Origin of the sequence: Enterococcus sp. AZ084 (genome assembly GCF_051714905.1) — a bacterium.
GTDB lineage: Bacteria > Bacillota > Bacilli > Lactobacillales > Enterococcaceae > Enterococcus_B > Enterococcus_B pernyi.
The window spans coordinates 2,857,619-2,878,061 of sequence record NZ_JBIOSS010000001.1; the positions used below are offsets into that span (position 1 = coordinate 2,857,619).

General features: G+C 40.0%; 18 protein-coding genes. 3 read left to right on the forward strand and 15 right to left on the reverse strand.

Annotated elements, in window-relative coordinates; genetic code table 11:
* Nucleotides 1–13: 13 nt before the first annotated feature.
* Nucleotides 14–574, reverse strand: coding sequence for an aminoacyl-tRNA hydrolase (pth, locus tag IGI79_RS12935; RefSeq protein WP_010734115.1), 561 nt, complete (start codon nucleotides 572–574; stop codon nucleotides 14–16).
* Nucleotides 575–920: 346 nt separating this feature from the next.
* On the opposite strand from pth, the gene IGI79_RS12940 reads away from it, so the two are divergent.
* A complete protein-coding gene (locus IGI79_RS12940; protein ID WP_019722338.1) occupies nucleotides 921–1,895 on the forward strand; it encodes an L-lactate dehydrogenase in 975 nt (324 codons plus the stop codon).
* A gap of 296 nt (nucleotides 1,896–2,191) precedes the next feature.
* Complete coding sequence (locus IGI79_RS12945; protein ID WP_062806046.1) at nucleotides 2,192–3,592, forward strand: L,D-transpeptidase family protein; 1,401 nt, start codon at nucleotides 2,192–2,194, stop codon at nucleotides 3,590–3,592.
* A gap of 48 nt (nucleotides 3,593–3,640) precedes the next feature.
* Here IGI79_RS12945 and IGI79_RS12950 read toward each other — a convergent pair whose 3' ends face one another.
* Nucleotides 3,641–4,147, reverse strand: a complete 507-nt coding sequence (locus tag IGI79_RS12950; RefSeq protein WP_019722340.1) for a VanZ family protein — start codon at nucleotides 4,145–4,147, stop codon at nucleotides 3,641–3,643.
* A gap of 122 nt (nucleotides 4,148–4,269) precedes the next feature.
* On the opposite strand from IGI79_RS12950, the gene IGI79_RS12955 reads away from it, so the two are divergent.
* Nucleotides 4,270–6,069 (forward strand): M3 family oligoendopeptidase, encoded by a 1,800-nt coding sequence (locus IGI79_RS12955; protein WP_438846047.1) that lies wholly within the window; start codon nucleotides 4,270–4,272, stop codon nucleotides 6,067–6,069.
* Between the two features lie 123 nt (nucleotides 6,070–6,192).
* Here IGI79_RS12955 and IGI79_RS12960 read toward each other — a convergent pair whose 3' ends face one another.
* The 13 genes from IGI79_RS12960 to rpoZ all read right to left on the reverse strand — a co-directional run bounded on the left by IGI79_RS12960 (nucleotide 6,193) and on the right by rpoZ (nucleotide 20,440).
* The gene (locus IGI79_RS12960) at nucleotides 6,193–7,683 is read right to left on the reverse strand and encodes a C40 family peptidase (protein ID WP_438846048.1); all 1,491 of its coding nucleotides are present in this window, start codon (nucleotides 7,681–7,683) and stop codon (nucleotides 6,193–6,195) included.
* Nucleotides 7,684–8,045: 362 nt separating this feature from the next.
* Entirely contained in the window at nucleotides 8,046–8,570 is a 525-nt protein-coding gene (gene mreD, locus IGI79_RS12965) for a rod shape-determining protein MreD (RefSeq protein WP_065096081.1), read from the reverse strand.
* Between the two features lie 3 nt (nucleotides 8,571–8,573).
* Nucleotides 8,574–9,428 (reverse strand): rod shape-determining protein MreC, encoded by an 855-nt coding sequence (mreC, locus tag IGI79_RS12970; protein ID WP_010734107.1) that lies wholly within the window; start codon nucleotides 9,426–9,428, stop codon nucleotides 8,574–8,576.
* Nucleotides 9,429–9,587: 159 nt separating this feature from the next.
* A complete protein-coding gene (locus tag IGI79_RS12975) occupies nucleotides 9,588–10,226 on the reverse strand; it encodes a thiamine diphosphokinase (protein WP_019722344.1) in 639 nt (212 codons plus the stop codon).
* On the reverse strand, nucleotides 10,226–10,876 hold the full coding sequence (gene rpe, locus IGI79_RS12980) for a ribulose-phosphate 3-epimerase (protein ID WP_195273575.1): 651 nt from the start codon (nucleotides 10,874–10,876) through the stop codon (nucleotides 10,226–10,228). Before rpe ends, IGI79_RS12975 begins: the two co-directional genes overlap by 1 nt.
* 12 nt (nucleotides 10,877–10,888) lie before the next feature.
* Nucleotides 10,889–11,788: a ribosome small subunit-dependent GTPase A gene (gene rsgA, locus IGI79_RS12985; protein ID WP_195273632.1), complete on the reverse strand. Its 900-nt coding sequence runs from the start codon at nucleotides 11,786–11,788 to the stop codon at nucleotides 10,889–10,891.
* A gap of 149 nt (nucleotides 11,789–11,937) precedes the next feature.
* Nucleotides 11,938–13,986: a Stk1 family PASTA domain-containing Ser/Thr kinase gene (gene pknB / locus IGI79_RS12990; RefSeq protein ID WP_071866548.1), complete on the reverse strand. Its 2,049-nt coding sequence runs from the start codon at nucleotides 13,984–13,986 to the stop codon at nucleotides 11,938–11,940.
* A complete protein-coding gene (locus IGI79_RS12995; protein ID WP_010734102.1) occupies nucleotides 13,983–14,723 on the reverse strand; it encodes a Stp1/IreP family PP2C-type Ser/Thr phosphatase in 741 nt (246 codons plus the stop codon). The genes pknB and IGI79_RS12995 overlap by 4 nt, the downstream gene beginning before the upstream one ends.
* Before the next feature lie 12 nt (nucleotides 14,724–14,735).
* The gene (rsmB, locus tag IGI79_RS13000) at nucleotides 14,736–16,094 is read right to left on the reverse strand and encodes a 16S rRNA (cytosine(967)-C(5))-methyltransferase RsmB (protein ID WP_065095609.1); all 1,359 of its coding nucleotides are present in this window, start codon (nucleotides 16,092–16,094) and stop codon (nucleotides 14,736–14,738) included.
* Entirely contained in the window at nucleotides 16,094–17,038 is a 945-nt protein-coding gene (fmt, locus tag IGI79_RS13005) for a methionyl-tRNA formyltransferase (protein ID WP_438846049.1), read from the reverse strand. The genes rsmB and fmt overlap by 1 nt, the downstream gene beginning before the upstream one ends.
* Nucleotides 17,031–17,522, reverse strand: coding sequence for a peptide deformylase (gene def, locus IGI79_RS13010; RefSeq protein WP_019722350.1), 492 nt, complete (start codon nucleotides 17,520–17,522; stop codon nucleotides 17,031–17,033). Before def ends, fmt begins: the two co-directional genes overlap by 8 nt.
* Nucleotides 17,523–17,535: 13 nt before the next feature.
* Entirely contained in the window at nucleotides 17,536–19,944 is a 2,409-nt protein-coding gene (gene priA, locus IGI79_RS13015) for a primosomal protein N' (RefSeq protein ID WP_438846050.1), read from the reverse strand.
* A 190-nt stretch (nucleotides 19,945–20,134) separates the two neighbouring features.
* The gene (gene rpoZ / locus IGI79_RS13020; protein WP_010734097.1) at nucleotides 20,135–20,440 is read right to left on the reverse strand and encodes a DNA-directed RNA polymerase subunit omega; all 306 of its coding nucleotides are present in this window, start codon (nucleotides 20,438–20,440) and stop codon (nucleotides 20,135–20,137) included.
* Between the last annotated feature and the right edge of the window lie 3 nt (nucleotides 20,441–20,443).

The following is a 20,443-nucleotide window of genomic DNA, read 5'->3' on the forward strand; positions in this document are numbered from 1 at the left end:
TCATTCTCCTTTCTTAATTAAATTGATTCATTGTATCTATAAAGGAATGGCCATCCAATAGAAATTCAACAGCAGCGACTGATTGATCGATGCTTTGTTCGATCAAGGGTTGCGTCTCTTTACTAAAGGGACTGAGAACATGTTGGACGACTGTTTTTTTACCTTCTGGTCGACCAATACCAACTTTTATTCGATCAAAGATCGTACTATCCAAATGAGAGATGATACTCTTGATCCCATTATGTCCGCCTGCACTTCCTTTTTGTCGTAAACGGATTTTACCGATTGCTAAATCTAGGTCATCATAAACAACCACCAACTCTTCTGGATAAATCCCAAAGTAAGTCATCAATGGACCAACCGCTCGGCCAGATTCATTCATAAATGTTTGGGGTTTGACTAATAAAATTTTCTCACCTTTATGGAAAAATTCAGCTACTTCTGCTTCAAATGTGTTTTTCTTAAAGGTCGCTTGGTGTTTTTCAGCCAAACGATCCACCACCATAAATCCAACGTTATGCTTTGTATGTTCATATTTCGTTCCTGGGTTTCCAAGCCCTACGATCATTTTCATTTCTGCGCTCATCCAATCTTATAAACAGCACAAAAGGCTGGACTGCTCATAGGCGGTCCAGTCTTTGACTCGATTTTTTTATTATTTTAGCTCCTATTAGTATAACACACAATCCTTTGTTACAGCTAAAAAGAGAAACTTAATAAATGAAAAAATGATTAAAATTATAATTCAAAACTAATGAAATCATTGGTTTTGCTAAATAGTGAAATAACGCACATGTAAGCTTTTACATATGGTACAACCTTGTTATCTGTTATATTTTGTAACCAAATAGCGTGACAGCAAGCTTTTTCCATGTTAGCATAGGCATGGGAAAAACAAATCAATGGAAGGATTGATATAAATGACTGCAAACGCAGAAAAAAAAGATCATCAAAAAGTAATACTTGTTGGAGACGGTGCTGTAGGTTCTAGCTATGCCTTCGCTTTAGTTACACAAAATATCGCTCAAGAAGTTGGTATCATCGATATCAATACAGCAAAAACTGAAGGAGATGCGATCGACTTATCACACGCTCTAGCATTTACTTCACCTAAAAAAATCTACTCAGCTTCTTATGCAGATGCACATGATGCAGACTTAGTCGTTATCACAGCTGGCGCACCACAAAAACCAGGTGAAACACGTTTAGATCTAGTAAATAAAAACTTAAAAATCAACCGCGAAGTTGTTACACAAATCGTTGACTCAGGTTTCAATGGTATTTTCTTAGTTGCTGCTAACCCAGTTGATATTTTAACTTACTCTACTTGGAAATTCTCAGGTTTCCCTAAAGAGCGCGTAATCGGTTCAGGAACTTCACTTGACTCTGCTCGTTTCCGTCAAGCACTTGCTGAATTAGTTGACGTTGATGCACGTAACGTCCATGCGTATATTTTAGGTGAACATGGAGATTCTGAGTTCCCAGTTTGGTCACATGCCAATGTTGCTGGTTTACAAATCTATGAATGGGTGAAAAATAATCCAGACGTGGATGAAGAAGCAATGGTCAACTTATTCTTCGGTGTACGTGACGCTGCTTATACGATCATCGAGAAAAAAGGCGCAACATTCTACGGTATCGCTGTAGCTTTAGCACGTATCACTCGCGCGATCTTAGACGATGAAAATGCAGTTCTTCCATTATCTGTTTATATGAATGGTGAATATGGACTAAACGATATCTATATCGGTGCACCTGCTGTCATCAACCGTCAAGGTATCCAAAAAGTCATTGAAATTCCATTAAGCGACAGCGAACAAGATCGTATGGCCGCTTCAGCAAAACAATTAAAAGATATCTTAGATGAAGCTTTTGCTAAATTGGATGCTGAATAATTAATTACTTGAGACGCTATCGTTCTCACTAAAAAAGAATACACGTTGTTCCAGAAGTAATGTCTTCGAAAACAACCTCATCTTCACAGGGAATCCTGAAAATCGACCTTCCATTTTCTAGGATTTCCTGTTTTTTATACACTTCTGTATATAAAATCCTTGCCTAACTATCGTTATTTTTCTAAGCAGTATGTTAATTTTTATATAAAGAGGGACATCATTTCGTCTTTTACTGTAAATTATGCTATGATAGAGTCGTTACACCCTATAACTATTATTATTAAGGAGTTGCAGATATGACAAGATCTTCTCATCGAAAAAAATCAATGCGTATTGGTTTGCTTTCTGTTCTCGGTGTGATTCTAGTATTAATCGGCTTTTACACCTACCGTAGTACATATTACACGAATCGTTTTCTTCCTAAAACGGAAGTCAATTCGATCAATGTAAGTAACCTGACGATCGACCAAGCAAATGACAAGCTAAAAGAAGCTTATTCCAATAAGACGATTTCAATCAAAGAAAACGGAACGGTTTGGAAAGAAATTGCAAAGTCCGATCTTGGTTATAAAAAGGATTTTTCAACTGATCTAGCTTCCATCTTGAAAAACCAAAATGCTTGGACTTGGGGAATGAACTATGTAGCTGCGGCCGAAAAACAAGAAATCGATCCATTAAGTGCGGAACGGGAACAACTGGATCAAACGATCGAGACATTGTCTACGGAATTGACTGAATTGAATAAAGACCGTACGCCAACTGCCGATGCAACGATTGAAAAGTCTGGTGACTCATTTAAAATCAAGCCTGAAGTGAAAGGGAACACGGTCGATGTCGAAGCCGTTACGAAGGAATTGACAACTGTTGTCAATGATGGAAAAGATACCATTGATCTGACTGAGTTCCAAAAAGAACCAACGGTCACATCTACAGATAAAAAGTTGACTGAGCAATTAACGACAATGAATAATATCGCTAAAGTAAAAGGAACTTACAGTATCAATGGTGAAACAGTGACGATCCCTTCTTCACTCATCGTTGAATGGCTCACCTATGAAGATGGAAAACCTGCGCTTGATTCAGAAAAAGTTCGTCAATATGTTAGTGAACTTGGCGAAAAATACAATACAAGTACGAATGATACTAAATTCAAAAGTACCAAACGTGGCGAAGTAACTGTTCCTGCTGGCACGTTCAGTTGGACGATCCAAACAGATAGCGAAGTAACAGCTTTAACAGAAGCGATTTTAGCAGGACAAGATTTCACACGTTCACCAATTGTTCAAGGTAGTACAACTGCCGACCACCCATTGATTGAGGATACGTATATCGAAGTCGATTTAGAGAATCAACATATGTGGTTCTACAAAGATGGGAAAGTAGCACTTGAAACAGATATCGTTTCAGGAAAACCTTCTACCCCTACTCCTCCTGGTGTCTTTTATGTCTGGAATAAAGAAGAAAATGCTGTATTAAGAGGAACGAACGATGATGGTACACCATATGAAAGTCCAGTGAACTATTGGATGCCAGTCGATTGGACAGGTATCGGTATCCACGATTCGGATTGGCAACCAGAATATGGCGGCGACTTATGGCGAACTCGCGGTTCTCATGGTTGTGTCAATACGCCACCAGGTGTCATGAAAGAATTATTTGGAATGGTTGAAAAAGGTACGCCTGTTTTGATTTTTTAATCGTAACTACTAGAGCACAGTTGCAGACACGCAACTGTGCTCTCTTTTTTACTTCCTCTTCTTTATAAAAGTAAATAAAATACATATAACAACTGCAGTCAATGCCCCCATCGAATCAAGCATGACATCTTCGAACATCGGTGAACGATCGCCTGTCAACATTTGATGGAACTCATCTAGACCGGCGTATCCTGTCGCAGATAACCAAGCAAGAACCCCCGTTAACCACCAGATTTTCATTTTCGGGAATACACCTAGATACAGACTACCTCCTAATAGAAAATAGGTACCAAAATGGGCGCCTTTTCTTAAAAAGAATTCAATGAATTTGCTGTATCCAGAATGGTCGATACTGATAACACTTTCTCCATAAGTAAACTGGATACCTGATAATGCTTCTTTAAAGGGTTGATTTGGGAACCACGCATCAATTCTTGAAAGTTGCGATTGTTGTCCATAGGTTTGCGAGGAGCTATAAAATAAAATAGCCATGATCATTAATGCAAACACTAAATAAAAATTTCCATTTTTTCTTTGTTTTTTTAAAAACTCCATAAGTCACCTCTTCTTTCTATGATAGCTTTTTTTTCATAAAACAACAATAATTTCTCCAAGACTTATTCCTTCTTTAAATGCTATACTAGAGATAGTACCATAAATATGAGAGGGGTTTTTTGATGACTTATTCGCTTAACTGGGATTTAGATTCTATCTTTCCTGGAGGAAGTGCTTCAACTGAATTAAATGAACGTTTGGCTCAATTAGAACGACAAATAGAAACATATTACGAACAAATCAATCAATGGTCATTTTCATCTGAAGATATCGATTCTCTTGTGACGATTTTGGCACTTCAAGAAAAAGTAACCAACGGCTTCAGCCAATGTAATAGTTATATTACTGCTTTATTATCTGCTAATGTAAAAGATTCCGATGCAAAGATTTTGTCTGGTAAACTCTATGCTTCATTACCACGTTGGCAAGCAGCAGATACGATCTTATCGAAAAAATTTGCAGAAATATCTGACAATGAATGGACACACTTGAGTGCTCAAGATCAATTAGCTCCGATTGCTTTTCGCATGAACGAAATTCGTCGCGATGGCGCACGCTTGTTATCTGAAAACGAGGAGCACATTATCAATACATTATCTTTGGATGGTTTGAATGCCTGGAGTAGTCATTATGATACGATTGTCGCTAGCGTGACTGTACCATTTGAACAAGAGGGAGAAATCATTGAATTATCTGTTGGTCAAGCATTCAATAAAATGATGGGTGATCCTGATCCAGAAGTCCGCAAACAATTATTTACAGCTTGGGAAACTGCTTGGCAAGAAAAAGCACCTTTATTTACAGACACTTTGAATCATTTAGATGGGTTCCGTCTATCCACCTATAAACTACACGGTACAACAGATTTCTTACAAAAGCCTTTAGAATATAATCGCTTGAAAAAAGAAACATTAGATGTAATGTGGGAGACGATCCAAAAAAATAAACAACCCCTTGTCGATTACTTAACAAGAAAAGCCAATCTTTTCGGTAAAGAAAAAATGGAATGGCAAGACCAAGATGCACCGATCATTCTAGGTGATATGAAAGAAAAAACCTTTACCTTTGATGAAGCGGCAGCATTTATCATTGAGAATTTCAATAAATTCAGTCCTAAAATGGCGGAATTTGCTCAAGACGCTTTTAACAAAAGTTGGATTGAAGCAGAAGATCGTCCTGGCAAACGACCTGGTGGTTACTGTACCGAATTGCCTGAAACACAAGAATCTAGAATCTTCATGACTTATAGTAATTCAGTCAACGAAGTCGCTACTTTAGCCCATGAGTTAGGTCACGCTTTCCATAGTAGTACGATGTGGGATCTTCCAGCGTTGAATCGTGAATACGCGATGAATGTTGCTGAAACAGCAAGTACCTTTGCAGAATTGATCGTAGCTGATGCAACACTTAAAGCGGCATCAACAAAAGAAGAAAAAATCAATTTATTGGATACGAAACTACAAAATGCTCTGGCTATGTTCATGAATATCCATTCTCGTTTTATCTTTGAAAATCAATTCTATACTGCTCGACAAAAAGGACTAGTGGCAGAACAAGAGATCACTGATATGATGATCGAAGCGCAAAAAGAAGGATATGCAAATGCATTATCTACTTATCATCCTTATTTCTGGGCAGCAAAACTACATTTCTTTATTGATGATGTACCGTTTTATAATTTCCCTTATACCTTTGGTTACCTGTTCAGTTTAGGTATTTACGCCTATGCTAACGAGCAAGGTTCAAGTTTTGAACAAGAGTATATCGACTTACTACGCGATACTGCTTCGATGACAACGGAAGAATTGGCTCAAAAACACTTAGGTGTAGACTTAACGAAACCAGATTTTTGGCAAGCAGGTATCAACATGGTCTTAGAAGATATCCAAAACTTCATAGAATTGACGGAAGAATTTATTTGATCATGCTTTCTAAGCAAGAAAATTTTAAAGGATCGAACAGACAGTTACCAAAAACTGTTTGTTCGATCCTTTTCAGTTTCGTAAAAAAAGAACTAACTCACTTTAGAGTTAGTTCTTCATAAATTACATACTTACAGCAAAGTCAGGTGCATACCATTGAACTGAGCCAATTTTAACACTTTCGCCCGGTTGTGGTGCATGGATGTATTGTCCGCCACCTAAAGAAATTGCTACGTGGTAAGTGCCACCAGCTGCTCCCCAGAATAATAAGTCTCCAGCTTTTGCTTGAGAAACTGAGATTCTAGCTCCTGCTGATTCTTGAGGTACAGTCCAACCACCGATGTCACGACCAGTTACTTGTAGGTACACATAGCGTGTAAATCCAGAACAGTCAAATCCACTTGGATCTTTTCCACCCCATACATAAGGAGTCCCAATGTATTTCATCGCTTCAGCTACAATCGCTGCTCCATTAGTAGATGGAGCCGTTGGCGCTGGAATTGATGGTGCCGGTGTTGATGGCTCCGGCGTTGATGGAGCTGGTGTTGCAGGTGTTGATGGCTCCGGTGTTGATGGAGTTGTTGGCTCCGGCGTTGATGGTGTTGTTGTTTCTGGAACAGATGGTGTAGTAGTAGATTCTTCTGTTGAAGATTCTGGTACACTGCTTTCAGTTGTTGAATCTTCTGTTGATGTAGATGATTCAGGAACTGAAGATTGTTCTGTTGAAGATTCAGCACTTGATGATGATTCTGAAGTAGCTGATTCAGAAACTTCTGTTGATTCTTGTACTGATGAAGAAGAAGCTTGTTCTTGCTCTTGTGCTGCAGCGGCAACTGCTGCTGCTTGTTCACGTGCTTCTCTTTCAGCTTGTTCTTGTGCTGCTTGTTGACGCGCTTGCTCTGCTAAACGAGCTTGTTCACGAATACGTGCTTGCTCTGCTTCAGCTTCTGCTTTTTGGCGGTTCAAGTCTTCTTTTTTATCTTCTGCTGTTGCTTGTTCAGCCGCTAAAGTAGTTTTTAGGACATTTAAATCAGCTTGTTTTGATAGTAAGTCGCCTTTTTGTGATTCTAAAGCCGCTTGGTTTTCTGCTAACTCTTGTAGCTTCGCTTCATTTTCAGCTTTTTTATCTTCAACTGCCTGTTTGTCTTCTTTTTGTTGTTTCACTAAGTCTTGGTTCGCACGTACAATTGATGACATTGCTTGAACGCGTCCGATAGCATCTGAGAATGACTCAGCATTCAATACTGCATCGATGTAGTTAGAGCTTGTACCTTTAACTTGTGTTTCACGTGCTTGCTCTTGGATCGTTGCTTCACGTTTTTCGATACGTTCTTGTAGATCAGCAATTTCTTGTGTCAATTGAGAAGACTCTTGACGTAGTGTTGCTTGATTAGCTAATAAAGTTTCAGCTTTTGTATTGATGTCAGCGACTTGACCTTCTAATGCCTCGATTTGAGATTGGGCACTTGCTTGTTGGTTTTGTAATTCCGCAATTTTTTGATCTTGTTGTTGTATTTGAGAATCAAAATCTTCCGCCGCGGCTGCGATCGGTGATGCTACGGCAGTCAAGGCCATTGAACTTACCATTACTGCTGATATTAAACTCTTTTTCACTCTTCATTCCTCCGACTGGCTTAATTTAATAAATATCTAAAAATATTTAAGTCTTTCTTAACGATAACAAAATTGTACCATAGCTGTATGTCAATGAGATAATAGTTATGTTACAAAAACATTTCAAAACAACTGATTATAATGACAGAAATGTAAGATGACATGGTTATTTTCATAATACATTTTTCAATAATTAAATAATACCCGTTTTAAATTAAATAAAAAAAGCCTGAGACATTGGGCCTCTCGCACCACCTTAAACAGATTAAATGGAGGGAACAGAATTAACTTCTTCGGCAATAAGGCGCCATCCACAAAAATTTGAAAAACAATTTTCGTGGATGGCACCTTATTTCTCGAGACTAAACACTTCTGTCCCGACCTTCTTTGAATAGCTTCTTTAATGGGAATACAAGTAGAGCGAACAATACCATATTCAATAATAATGTTGGGCCTAAATATTTAGTGATAAAGTACGTACTATCTACACTCGCAAGTTTGAATACCATTTGTACGATCAATGTAAACAACTCATAGCCTGTGATGAAAATGATGAGGCTAAAAAACTCAGTAAAAATATTTACATGGATGACCGATTTCATCCCATACATGATAAATACTAATAAAGGTAAAGCAACTGCGTAAATACCAATCACACCAATATAGTAAGAATCAAAGATAATACCTAAAACTAATGTCGTGATCAATAAGTAGCGTTTGGAAAAACTCAAACTGCAAAATAGTAAAACCAATATCAAAAGATGCGCACTTGCCATGTAGTCACCGCTTGACCACCTGATCATCATTCGGGTAAAGTGCCCATCGATCAACATGAGTAAGAACAGGAGGATCGGCAAATAAATGGTCATTTTCTCTTTTTTCAGCATGGACTATTCCTCCACAAGACGTTTGATGATCGTTACTACTGGGAGATCATACATATCCGCATAAGGTTTGACATAGACTTCGCGATCTAGCCCATAACTATCTGGTTTTGTTTTGATGACTGTACCGATTTGTAGATCTGCTGGCGAGTTGCCTCCAAGACCTGATGTTTGTACTACATCGCCCTCTTTGATTTCACTGTCACCTGTTAGCTGTGTCACAACTAGCGCTTGTAACTTTTCGTCATAATTCTTGAGTAAACCGAAAGATTCTCCGTTTCCAGAAGATACGCGGACAGGGAAATGGTTGGAACTTACGTTTGATGAAGTCAGCAATTCTACTTTAGAAGAAGTGGCATTGACTTCAATGACACGTCCGACTAAACCTTTTTGCGCCATGACTGCCATATTGACTTCGATTCCATCATTTGATCCTTTATCGACGACTAATAGATCTTGCCATGAGTCAGGTGAACGAGTGATCACATTTGCTGTGACTCTTTCATAACTCGTCAACGTTTGGCTTAAATCGAGTTCGCTTTTTAGTGCATCGATTTCTTTTTGCATGTTCTTGTTTTTTTGAGCTATCTCATCATAGCTGTCGATTTTTTCTTTTAACCGTTCATTTTCTGAATAGGTGGTGAAAAGATGATGTACTGAATCCACGCCATTTTGGACCCATTTGACCGGAGCAGAAATCGTCCGATCGACAAAAGAGACACTGTCGTTCACAATAGATTGGAAGAAATTGGGCTTTCCTTCATTCGCTCGCTGGGCAGCTGTCACACTTAGGACCGTTACTACAATAATAACGATGACTAAGGTAATAATGATATTTTTATTAGGATTGAACTTCTTCACAAAGACACCTCGAATTAAATTAGACTCTTACCTGTAATTTTATCATTAAATAAGGGGAAACAAAAGGCTCGACCCTTCTTTTAAGCTTTTTTTAGCAAATAATTTAAACTGTCATTTTTCCGCTTCATTTCTTTTGCTACTTTGTCCTGAACCGATCCATCAATCTTTACTTTGGATGACTGAAATGATTCCTTCAGAGAAGCTGAAGGATGCTTTGTCAGTGACAAATTCATTGCTTGCATAAGAAGTTGGACGAGATACTTCCTCGTTTGATAGTTGATATTTGCTGTCAGATAATGTCAATTGACTAACAGGTGTCAAACAACAGTAAGCTAAATACTTCATTTCAGGAATTTTTTTTATCTCGTAAGCTCCTGGTAGATAGTAAGTGATCACGTTTTGTTTGTCTTGTATTTGGATCTGTCGTATAAAAGGTTGAAACCGTGGTTCTAATGCTAACCATAGATTAGCTAATAAATGATCTAATCTTCCACCAGTTGCACCGATCAGTGTCACGATTGCTTCTGGAAAGTGTTCGAATGTCTTTGCTAAACCTAGCTGAGTGTCCGTATCGTCTTTCTCTGCTGGCGCTTGGTGTACTTCGACAGCTTTATCGGATACTCGTTGATATTCTGAGGAAGACAATGAATCAAAATCACCGATTGCTAGATCTAACGAATAGCCTTTTTCAAGCAAATAGAGTGCCCCACGGTCGATGCCCACGTATCGATCAAATGATTGCTGTGACAAGTCTGGCCAATTTTCTGGTGATCCGCCTGCAACAAGTAATACTTCCATTAGCCTAATGCCTTTTTCAATTGATCGATTTGAGCTGCTGGATCTTCTGCACTATAGACATAGGAGCCTGCCACAAATACGTCTGCACCTGCTTCACGACAAATTTTTGCAGTTTCTGGAACGATTCCACCATCCACTTCGATTTGATAGGTCCAATCGTTCACCTTGCGTAATTCCGCTAACTCTGCGATTTTATCCACTGTTTCTGTAATAAAGCTTTGTCCGCCAAAGCCTGGATTGACTGTCATCACTAACACTTGATCAACTAAAGGCAAAACATGCTTGATCATTTCGATCGGTGTACCAGGATTGATAACGACCCCTGCTTTGACATCTAAATCTTTGATCATCTGGATCGCACGATGGATATGTGGTGTCGATTCCACATGGACCGTAATGATATCTGAACCTGCTTTTGCAAAATCAGTAATATAATTTTCAGGATTGATGATCATCAAATGAACGTCTAACGGTAGTTTTGTGACCGGACGGATTGCTTGCACTACATTCGATCCGAATGTAATGTTGGGAACGAATTGGCCGTCCATTACGTCCACATGGATATAGTCTGCTCCACCTTTTTCTACTCGTTCAATGTCTGCTTGGAGATTGGCGAAATCTGCGCTTAAAATCGATGGTGCTATTTTCATAAAAATACCCTCCTACTTTCTTCTAGTTTCTTTTTTGTTGTACATCGGTTTACGGTTTTCAACTTCTTGCAAAAATTGCAAGTAGTTGTCATAGCGAGTCTGTGCAATTTCTTTTGCCGCTACTCTTCGTTTGACTTCACAATCTGGCTCTTTTACGTGCATACACTCTCTAAAGCGACAGTCTACAGAAGCATCGACAAATTCAGGGAATTGTTTGGATAACTCGACAGGTTCGATGACTAAGAAATCAATAGAACTGAAACCTGGTGTATCGGCAACCAATCCATCATAGAGTGGTAATAACTCGACATGTCTTGTCGTGTGACGTCCACGTCCCAAAGAATCAGATATTTCACCTGTTTCTAACTCAAGTTCTGGTGAGATTTGGTTGAGCAATGTCGATTTACCTGCACCTGACTGTCCCATGAAAACAGTCAGTCTTTCTGGAAAATAGCGAACTAATTCATCCGTATCACCCTGTGTGCGAGGGACGATCACTGGATAGCCGATTTTTTCGTAAGTCTCTTTAATTTCTTTTATTTTTGTAGAATCGACAGCTAAATCCGTTTTCGTCAAATAGATCACTGGCTCAATCGATTCATATTCCAACATGACTAAAAAACGGTCGAGTAGATTATAAGAGAATGTTGGTTCGATCAAACTCGTCACAACAACTCCTAAATCAACATTTGCTACTGGTGGTCGTACTAATTGATTTTTACGTGGTAAAACTTCTAGTAGATAGCCATCGGTCTTGTTTTCACTTTCAAATATGACTTGATCGCCAACAAGGGGCGTGATCTTTCGATTACGAAAATTCCCTCGACCTCGTGTCTGATAGGTCTCTCCATCTTTATATACGTAATAAAATCCACTTATTGCTTTTCTGATTTGCCCTTTAATGAAACCCACCTCCATTTTTAGTATATTTTACCATAGGACAGCAGAAGTTAGGAGAAATCACCAAAAAATAGACCTAAGAATTTCCTCAAATGCCGCCGACATTTTGAATTCTCAGATCTATTTTTTCATTGTCGTTTTAGTTCGTTTAATTCTGTCTACTAGTCACTATCCGTCGAGGACGGTGTAGTGGTACTACTACTAGTTGTTTCGGAACTTGAACTACTGCTTGAACTGCTAGAAGAACTGCTGGAAGAATCTTTTTCAGAACTTGATGATGCTTTCGCTGGGTCTGGTCCTTTTGAGTAAATCACATTGACGATCGTTCCTGATGTGATCGATGCACCTACTCCTGGATCTGTACGGATCACTTTGTCTTTTTCTACTGTATCTGAAAACTCATACGTTTCATGACCAATGTAGTCGGCACCGATACCAGATAAGTAACTTTGCGCATCACTTTTCGTATAACCAGAAATGTCATTCAGTGTCTTCGCATCTGGTCCTTTACTCACCACGAAACTAATAAATGTCGCATCCGTCAATGGTTCCCCAAAACTTGGTGACTGACTGATGATTGCACCGGCTGGGACCGTATCACTATAATCATTCGTTGCACTGATATTCGTATAGCCATTCGTTCTCAAAATACTAAGAACTGTTTCATAGTTTTGTCCGGTGTAATCGCTCATCGTCGGCTGACTTCCTTTACTAACAGTAAAAGTAATCGTATCTGATGTGGGATCGACTTCTGTTCCTTCATCTTCTGATTGTGAGATGATATTTCCACTAGTGACCTCATCACTAAATTCTTCTTCTTTTTTGATTCTACTTGAAGAGAAACCTAAATCCAGTAGCTGCTTGCGGGCTTCATCGTAAGACATACCCGTAAAATCATCGAGTTGGATTTTCTTCTTACCTGTACTGATATAAAGCGTGACTTCACGATTTTGTTTCACTGTTGTTCCTGAGGCTGGATCTGTTTTGACCACATTTCCTTTCTCAATCGTATCGTCAGCAATTTCTTCAGTGTTCGTTGCTACCTTTAATTTTGCTTGTGTCAAAGCTTCTCTTGCTGAAGCTTCGGATTGACCCGAAACATCGGGAACCGTTACTTCTCCTCGTCCACCTGAAGCAAATAAAATCGCTGTCCCAATTCCTAACAAAGCAAGCAAGACCAGCAAAATGATCCACCATTTTTTTCTTTTTTTAGTCTTTACATCTGGCATTGTTTCTTCGGGATCTGGTAATTCTTCCGCTGGTTTCTCTTCGGGAAGAGGCATTGACTTAAAGGAATCTGGCATCGGTGTTTCTGCCGTCAGTGGTGTCAATACTCTTGTTTCGTTGTCCATCGCCTGGGGTTGCCATTTTTCTTCGTTTGCTCGTTCTAACGACAACACCGTTGCTAGGTCATCTGCCATTTCTTCTGCCGTTTTATACCGGTCGACAGGTTCTTTGGCTGTTGCTTTCAAGACCACATTCTCCAATGACTGAGGTGCCCCTGGATCTAACTCTTTGATTGAAGGCAAGTCATCCTGAAAATGTTTCAGTGCAATGGTGACAGCTGATTCCCCATCAAAAGGAACGCTCCCTGTCAGCATTTCGTATAAAATGATCCCTAACGCATAGATATCTGATTGTTTTGTCGCCATACTACCTCTTGCTTGTTCTGGTGAAAGGTAGTGAACCGAACCAAGCATCGTATTCGTTTGGGTGATCGATGTTTCCGATAAAGCAATCGCAATACCAAAATCGGTGATTTTCACAACACCTTCATTATCGATCAAGACATTTTGTGGTTTTAGATCTCGGTGGATGATTTGATGGCTATGTGCTAAAGAAATCGCAGACAAGATTTGTTGCATGATGTTTACTGCTGTTTCATAAGGAATCGGATAGTGCGTTTGGATATAACGTTTTAAATCCATTCCCTTTACATATTCCATAACTAAGTACTGCATGTTATCTTCTTCACCGACATCATAAACACTGACGATATTTGGATGAACTAATTCGGTTGCCGCTAATGCTTCTCGTTGAAAACGACGGATCGCCGTTTGATCATTTTGGAAATCAAAGCGTAGGACTTTGATTGCAACATCTCGATCTAAAATCAAGTCATGGGCTAAAAAGACATTTGCCATACCGCCACTACCGATGTTACCGGTAATTTGGTAACGACCATTTAATTTTCTTCCTGGCTCAATCATGCAACATCCTCCTTGTATTCAATAAGAAGAACGCTGATATTATCTGCTCCGCCAGCTTCATTTGCTTGATCCACTAATTGCGTTACTTTTTCTGATAATGATCCTTCTTGATTGATGATCGTACCGATCGTTTCTTCTGACAGCATATTCGTCAAACCATCCGAACATAGAAGCAAACGATCTTGGAGTTGCCAAAGATACGTTGCAACATCGACTTCTAATGATCCTGGCATGCCGACAGATCGAGTCAAGATATTCTTACGTGGATGATTGACGGCCATTTCTTCGCTGATTTCACCAGATTTGACTAATTCATTTACTAAAGAATGGTCTTCCGTCAAGCGAATGATCCGATTATCGCGAAGCAAATACGCACGACTATCGCCAACATTGGCAATCGTGAAACGTTCCTCTGATAGGGCAGCTGCTACGATCGTTGTTCCCATTCCGTTATATTCAAGCTGTTCTTGTCCTAATTGATGAATCGCGCGGTTTTCTTCTTGGATCGCTTGGATAAACCACTGCGCGATTTTTTCGTCATCAAGTAACGCTTGCTCTTCCCAGGCTTTCCCTAAATTTGTGACGGCCATTTGACTAGCAATATCGCCTGCGCGGTGCCCACCCATGCCATCTGCTAAAACCGCCAGCGTGAGACCGACTTGGTTTTCAAATACACTGACATAATCTTGATTCGTATTACGTCTTCTTCCTACATCTGATTGATATTCAATCTGCATACTTTCACCTCATTACTTTTTGCGCAAACAACAAATGAAAAAGCCATCTGTATAAGATTGATGTGGATACAACGTCAACATCTTATCCTTGATTGATGATTGTAGCACAGGATCAACTAAAACATCAATCTTCTCAAAATCAGGATGTCGTTGTAAAAACGCTGAAACAACTTCTTGATTCTCTTCTTTCAAAATCGTACAAGTACTGTAGGTCAATATTCCTGAAGGTTTAAGAGCCGTAGCCACACTTTCCAAAATAGCTAGTTGGATAGCCGGTAAATTGGCTAATTCTTTTTCATTATTTTTATAACGAATATCTGGTTTTCGGCGTAACAAGCCAAAACCGGAACATGGAGCATCTACTAAAATACGGTCAAATTGTTCTGCTTCAAACTGTTCTTTGACTTCACGTGCATCCATTTTTTGTGCGAACACTGCGTTGGCAACTCCTAATCGGCGAGCGTTCTCTTCCACTAGTTTTACTTTGTGGTCATGGACATCTAGAGCCACGACTTCTCCTCCACAAGTTGGATCAAGGAACGTGGCGATATGGGTCGTTTTGCCACCAGGGGCAGCGCAGGCATCTAGTACATGATGTTCTGGCTCAATCTGCATCGCTGGTGCAACAAGCATCGAGCTTTCATCTTGGATCGTCATCAAGCCATCGTGAAAAAGTGTCGTAGAGGCAAGTCTGCCCTTTTCAGCAATCACACCATATGGGCTTATTGGACTTGCTTTTACATCTAGACCTTCTTCTTTCAATTGATCCAGTGCTTGTTCACGCGAAAGTTTACGGGTATCAATACGGCCACTCACATGACTTGGTTGATACAATGAAAGACCTAACTTTTCTGTTTCCTCGTAGCCGATTTGGTCAATCAAGCGCTGTGTCAGCCAATTCGGCAGACTTAATTTAACGGCTAAACGTTCGACTTCATCTGTGATAGTTTCCAGATCAGGTTTTCCTTGACGTAAATAATTTCTTAATACGCCATTCACAAATTTCCCTGTGCCGGGGTTACCTTTGATTTTTGCAATTTCTACTGCTTCATTCAAAATTGCATGATCAGGTACTTTATCTAAAAATTCGAGTTGATAGACAGACAAATACAGCAAAGTTTTGACCCAGTCATCCACTTTTTTTGCATTTGCAATCAATGGCGCAACATAAAATGCAATCAAACGATGGCGACTGATCGTTCCATACACTAGTTCTGTAAACAGACCGATATCTTTTTGGTTAAGATCGCCTTGGTTGATCATCTCATTCAACAATAGATTGGAGTATGCTCCACCTTTGTTGACACGCTCTAATGTCATCAACGCCATAAAGCGAACCGAACGTTTCATTTTTTTTGGTATTTTCGCCATTATTTCACCTGCTGTCCTACAGCGACTTGTTGTCCACTGCCATTTAGGAATTCTTGTATTAGTTGTTTTGCTTTACCGGCAGGTTGTAGTTCTTTGATCGATAATACCGTCTGTTCCCCACAAGCTACCCATAATTGTTTTTTATCTTTATGGATGATAGTCCCTGGTGTTTCAGATGTCGTCTCATCTGCCAACACATCTACTGCCCAAAGCTTCCAGCGTGTTCCTTCATAGGTTGTAAAAGCAATGGGCCATGGACGCATGCCACGAACTTGGCAGTCGATTTCTTCTGCTGTTTTTTCCCAATTGATTGCTTCTTGTTCACGTGTGATATTCGGTGAAAACGTTGCTTTGTCCTCATTTTGAGGCGTAGGTGTCAATTCACCAGAAATGATTTTTGGTAGTGTTTCAAGCAATAATTCTTTTCCTAACAGACTAAGTTTTTCAAACATCGTTCCGACATCATCTTGTTTAGTGATTGGTAGGCTTGCTTGTGAGAAAATACCACCCGCATCCATTTTCTTGATCATCTCCATGATCGTTACACCTGTCTCTTTTTCCCCGTTGATAATGGAATAATGGACTGGCGCACCGCCACGATATTTTGGTAGTAAAGAGGCATGAACATTGATTGCTCCATGTGTTGGAACTTGCAATAGTTTCTCCGGTAAGAATTGACCAAACGCTGCTGTTACCAGCACATCTGGTTGCAAATCAATGATTGTTTGCATTTCTGGAGAACCCGTGATTTTTTCTGGCTGTAGCACAAGAAGATCGTACTTCAACGCCGCTACTTTCACAGGTGTTGGGGTAATGATTTTTTTTCTTCCCACTGGTCGATCAGGTTGTGTCACGACAGCGACGATCTCATACCCTTGGTCGATCAGCCCTTCTAGTACAGGAACTGAAAATGCTGGGGTTCCCATAAATACGATTTTAGTCATCTAAATGTTCCTCCATGTATTCTTCGAGTTTTTCTTCGGGGATTTGTTCGATCATTTTATCGATAAATAAAATCCCATCTAAGTGATCGATCTCATGTTGAAAGGCACGTGCAAGATAGCCAAACGCGGTAACTTCGATTTCCTCTCCGTCACGATCATAATATCGAACTGTTACTTCATCTGCACGTTTGACTGTACCGTAGACATGCGGAATACTTAAGCAACCTTCCACATCGATGCTTTCTCCTTTTGCCTCGATGATCTCAGGATTGATGAGTTCAAACTTATCCCCTTCATCGACTTCAACAATAGCGATCCGTTGATTTTTGCCGACTTGCGGCGCGGCGATGCCGACGCCGTCATTTGCCACCATTGTTTCATACAAGTTATCTAACAAGACGATGGTCTCATCAGTGATCATATCGATTGGTTGGGCTTTTCGATTCAATTTTTTATTTGGGTGGATCATTATTGGATAACGCATAGTGTTTCCTTTCTTAAATAAAATGTAGCGGCTCGTTGTCGATCGCAACAAATAGATTTTGTCGCTGTTCTTTTTGACTTTGATCCAAAATTTCTTTCAGGACGTTAGGCAGTTCTGGTTCATGTTTATATTTGATGATCAGCTGATAGTAATAGCGATTTTTCACACGTAAAACGGTGCTAGGTACCGGACCTAACAGAAGGCTGTTCGTTCCTAATACTTGTTTTAAATGACTGGCGATCTGAAAGATTTTTTTGGCTGCGACTTGTTCTTCTGGATGACTCGTCGTGATTTTCACAGTGAAGTAATAAGGCGGATAGCCTCCACGATGGCGTACATTCATTTCTTGTTGATAAAAGCGTTCATAATTTTGTTCCTTTGCTAAAGTTACCGCATAGTGATTCGGATTAAATGTTTGGATCACGACTTCCCCAGCTTTTTCGGCTCTTCCTGCCCTTCCGGAGACTTGTGTCAATAATTGGAAGGTATGTTCACTAGAACGAAAATCTGGCAGGTTCAACGAAGTGTCTGCATTTAGGACGCCGACTAAGGTCACATCAGGAAAATCTAACCCTTTTGCGATCATCTGCGTTCCTAGTAGAATATCCGCTTGTTTGTCCCCAAATTTTTGTAAGATTCGTTCATGCGCGCCTTTTTTTCTGGTGGTATCCACATCCATCCGCAAGATTCTTGCTTGAGGATAAAGTGCTTTTAACTCTTCTTCCACTTTTTGTGTTCCCGTTCCATAATACCGGATCTTGTTTTCCCCACAATTTGGACAACGATGCGGGATCGCTTCTTCATGTCCACAATAATGGCAACGCATCGAGCGAGAATCCATATGGAGAGTCAATGAGATATCGCAATTTGGGCAAGGCAAGACAAAGCCACAATCTCGGCACATCACAAAGGAAGAATACCCTCGTCGATTCAATAGAAGAACTGTCTGTTCTTTTTTTTCTAATCGATCTTGGATTTTTTCTTGTAATAATTGAGAGAACGTCGATGTCTGATTCTTTTCGAATTCTTCACGCATATCGACGACTTCGATCTCCGGTAATTGCGCACTCATTTTCGCACGCTGACTCAAATGCAACATGCGATAGACCCCTTTTTGTGCACGGGCTCTTGATTCGAGGGAAGGTGTCGCGCTCCCCAAAACGATCGGGCAATGATGGTAATTCCCACGCCATATAGCTAAATCTCTGGCATGGTAACGCGGGGCTTCATCTTGCTTATAGCTCGATTCATGCTCTTCATCAATGATGATCAACCCAATGTTCTCTAGTGGGGCAAAGATCGCTGAACGTGCACCGACGACGACCTGCGCTTCATTGCGCTCGATTTTACGCCATTCATCATATTTCTCACCTTGAGATAAGCCACTATGTAAAACTGCGACGGATTCTCCAAAGCGCCCTTTAAAACGTTCGACCATCTGAGGGGTCAATGCGATTTCAGGAACCAACATGATTGCTGTCTTCTTCTCTGCCAATACATCAGCAATGGCTTGAAGGTAGACTTCCGTTTTCCCACTACCAGTAATTCCTTCAAGTAAAAAGGTTTCATTTTTTTCCTGATGACAGGCTTCAATGATCTGCTGAACCGCCGATTGCTGTTCTTCATTCAATTGTAAGGCAGTCGTTCGTTCAAATACCCGATCTTTATAAGGGTCACGATAACTTTCGACTTCTTCGATACGCAACCACCCTTTATCTCTACCATGATTCAATACGGCAGAACTGACTCCTTTTTCTTTGAAATAAGCAATAGGCATTGGTTTTTCCATTTCTGACAAATAAAGAAGTAATTCTTTTTGTTTTTTCGCATTTTGCCTCAAGGTGCCCCAAGCTTCATCGAGTTGTCCTTTTGACAAAAGAGAGTGAACGACACGGATCGTTTTCACTTTGTTTTTTGTATGGACTTCGTAACGGATATCAACTAGCTTGTTTTTACGCCAACGGATCAATTGCGGTAAGATCCCAGTTTCTTCCGCTTCCTTCCAAGAAATCTCTTGTCTACCTGCGAAAAATGCAACGACTTCTGGTTCATCGGTCACTGGGTAAATGAGCTTATCGTATTCTGCTTTCATGACACTTGGTAGCATCGTTTGTAAACAGGTGATTTTAAAAGCATACGTAATGGTTTTCATATAGTCTGCTAACCTCATCAACTCTTGATTGACAACAGGTGCCAGGTCAAGTAATTGAAGGATTGGCTTTAATTCTTTTTTTAGAGGTTGCTCGTTGGCTGTCAACGCCATCACAAAGCCTTGGACTTGGCGATTGCCGTTTCCAAATGGTATCGCTACACGCATACCGACTTGGATAGCCGCTTCCATTTCAGAAGGAACCAAGTAGGTGAATGCTTGGTCGGTTTGCATAGTTGGTACATCGACAATCACATCCGCAATAACAGTCATGGACTCCTTCTCCTTTCTTCATCTTGGTTTTAAACACAAAATGGCTCTTGCCTATTTTACTAGAGATTCCTTGTTTTGTCTTACTTTCTGCCAAATCCTAACAAAAAATTAACGCAGGAAAAAAAAGAGCCTAGGAACATTTCCCAAGCTCAAATCTTTTGCTATCCATAAGCTGAATAGTGAGTTGATTTTATAGTTTTTGCTCGTCACGGATACGAGACTCTAATTCTTGTTGTGCACGGTCTTTTTGCGCACGACGTTCTTCGTCTTCCATACGTAGACGTTCACGTTTTAATTCAGGATGTGGATCACTGATCACATTTCCTGCTTCGATTTCTTCTAAAGCTTGTCCAACACTTTTGACAGAATCAAATGAATCCATTGTTGGTTGTGCTTTTGCGTCTAATTCATGTGCGCGTTTACTTGCTAAGATCACTAGAGAATATTTTGAATTCACGCGATCTAATAATGAGTCGATTGAAGGTTTTAACATCATAAG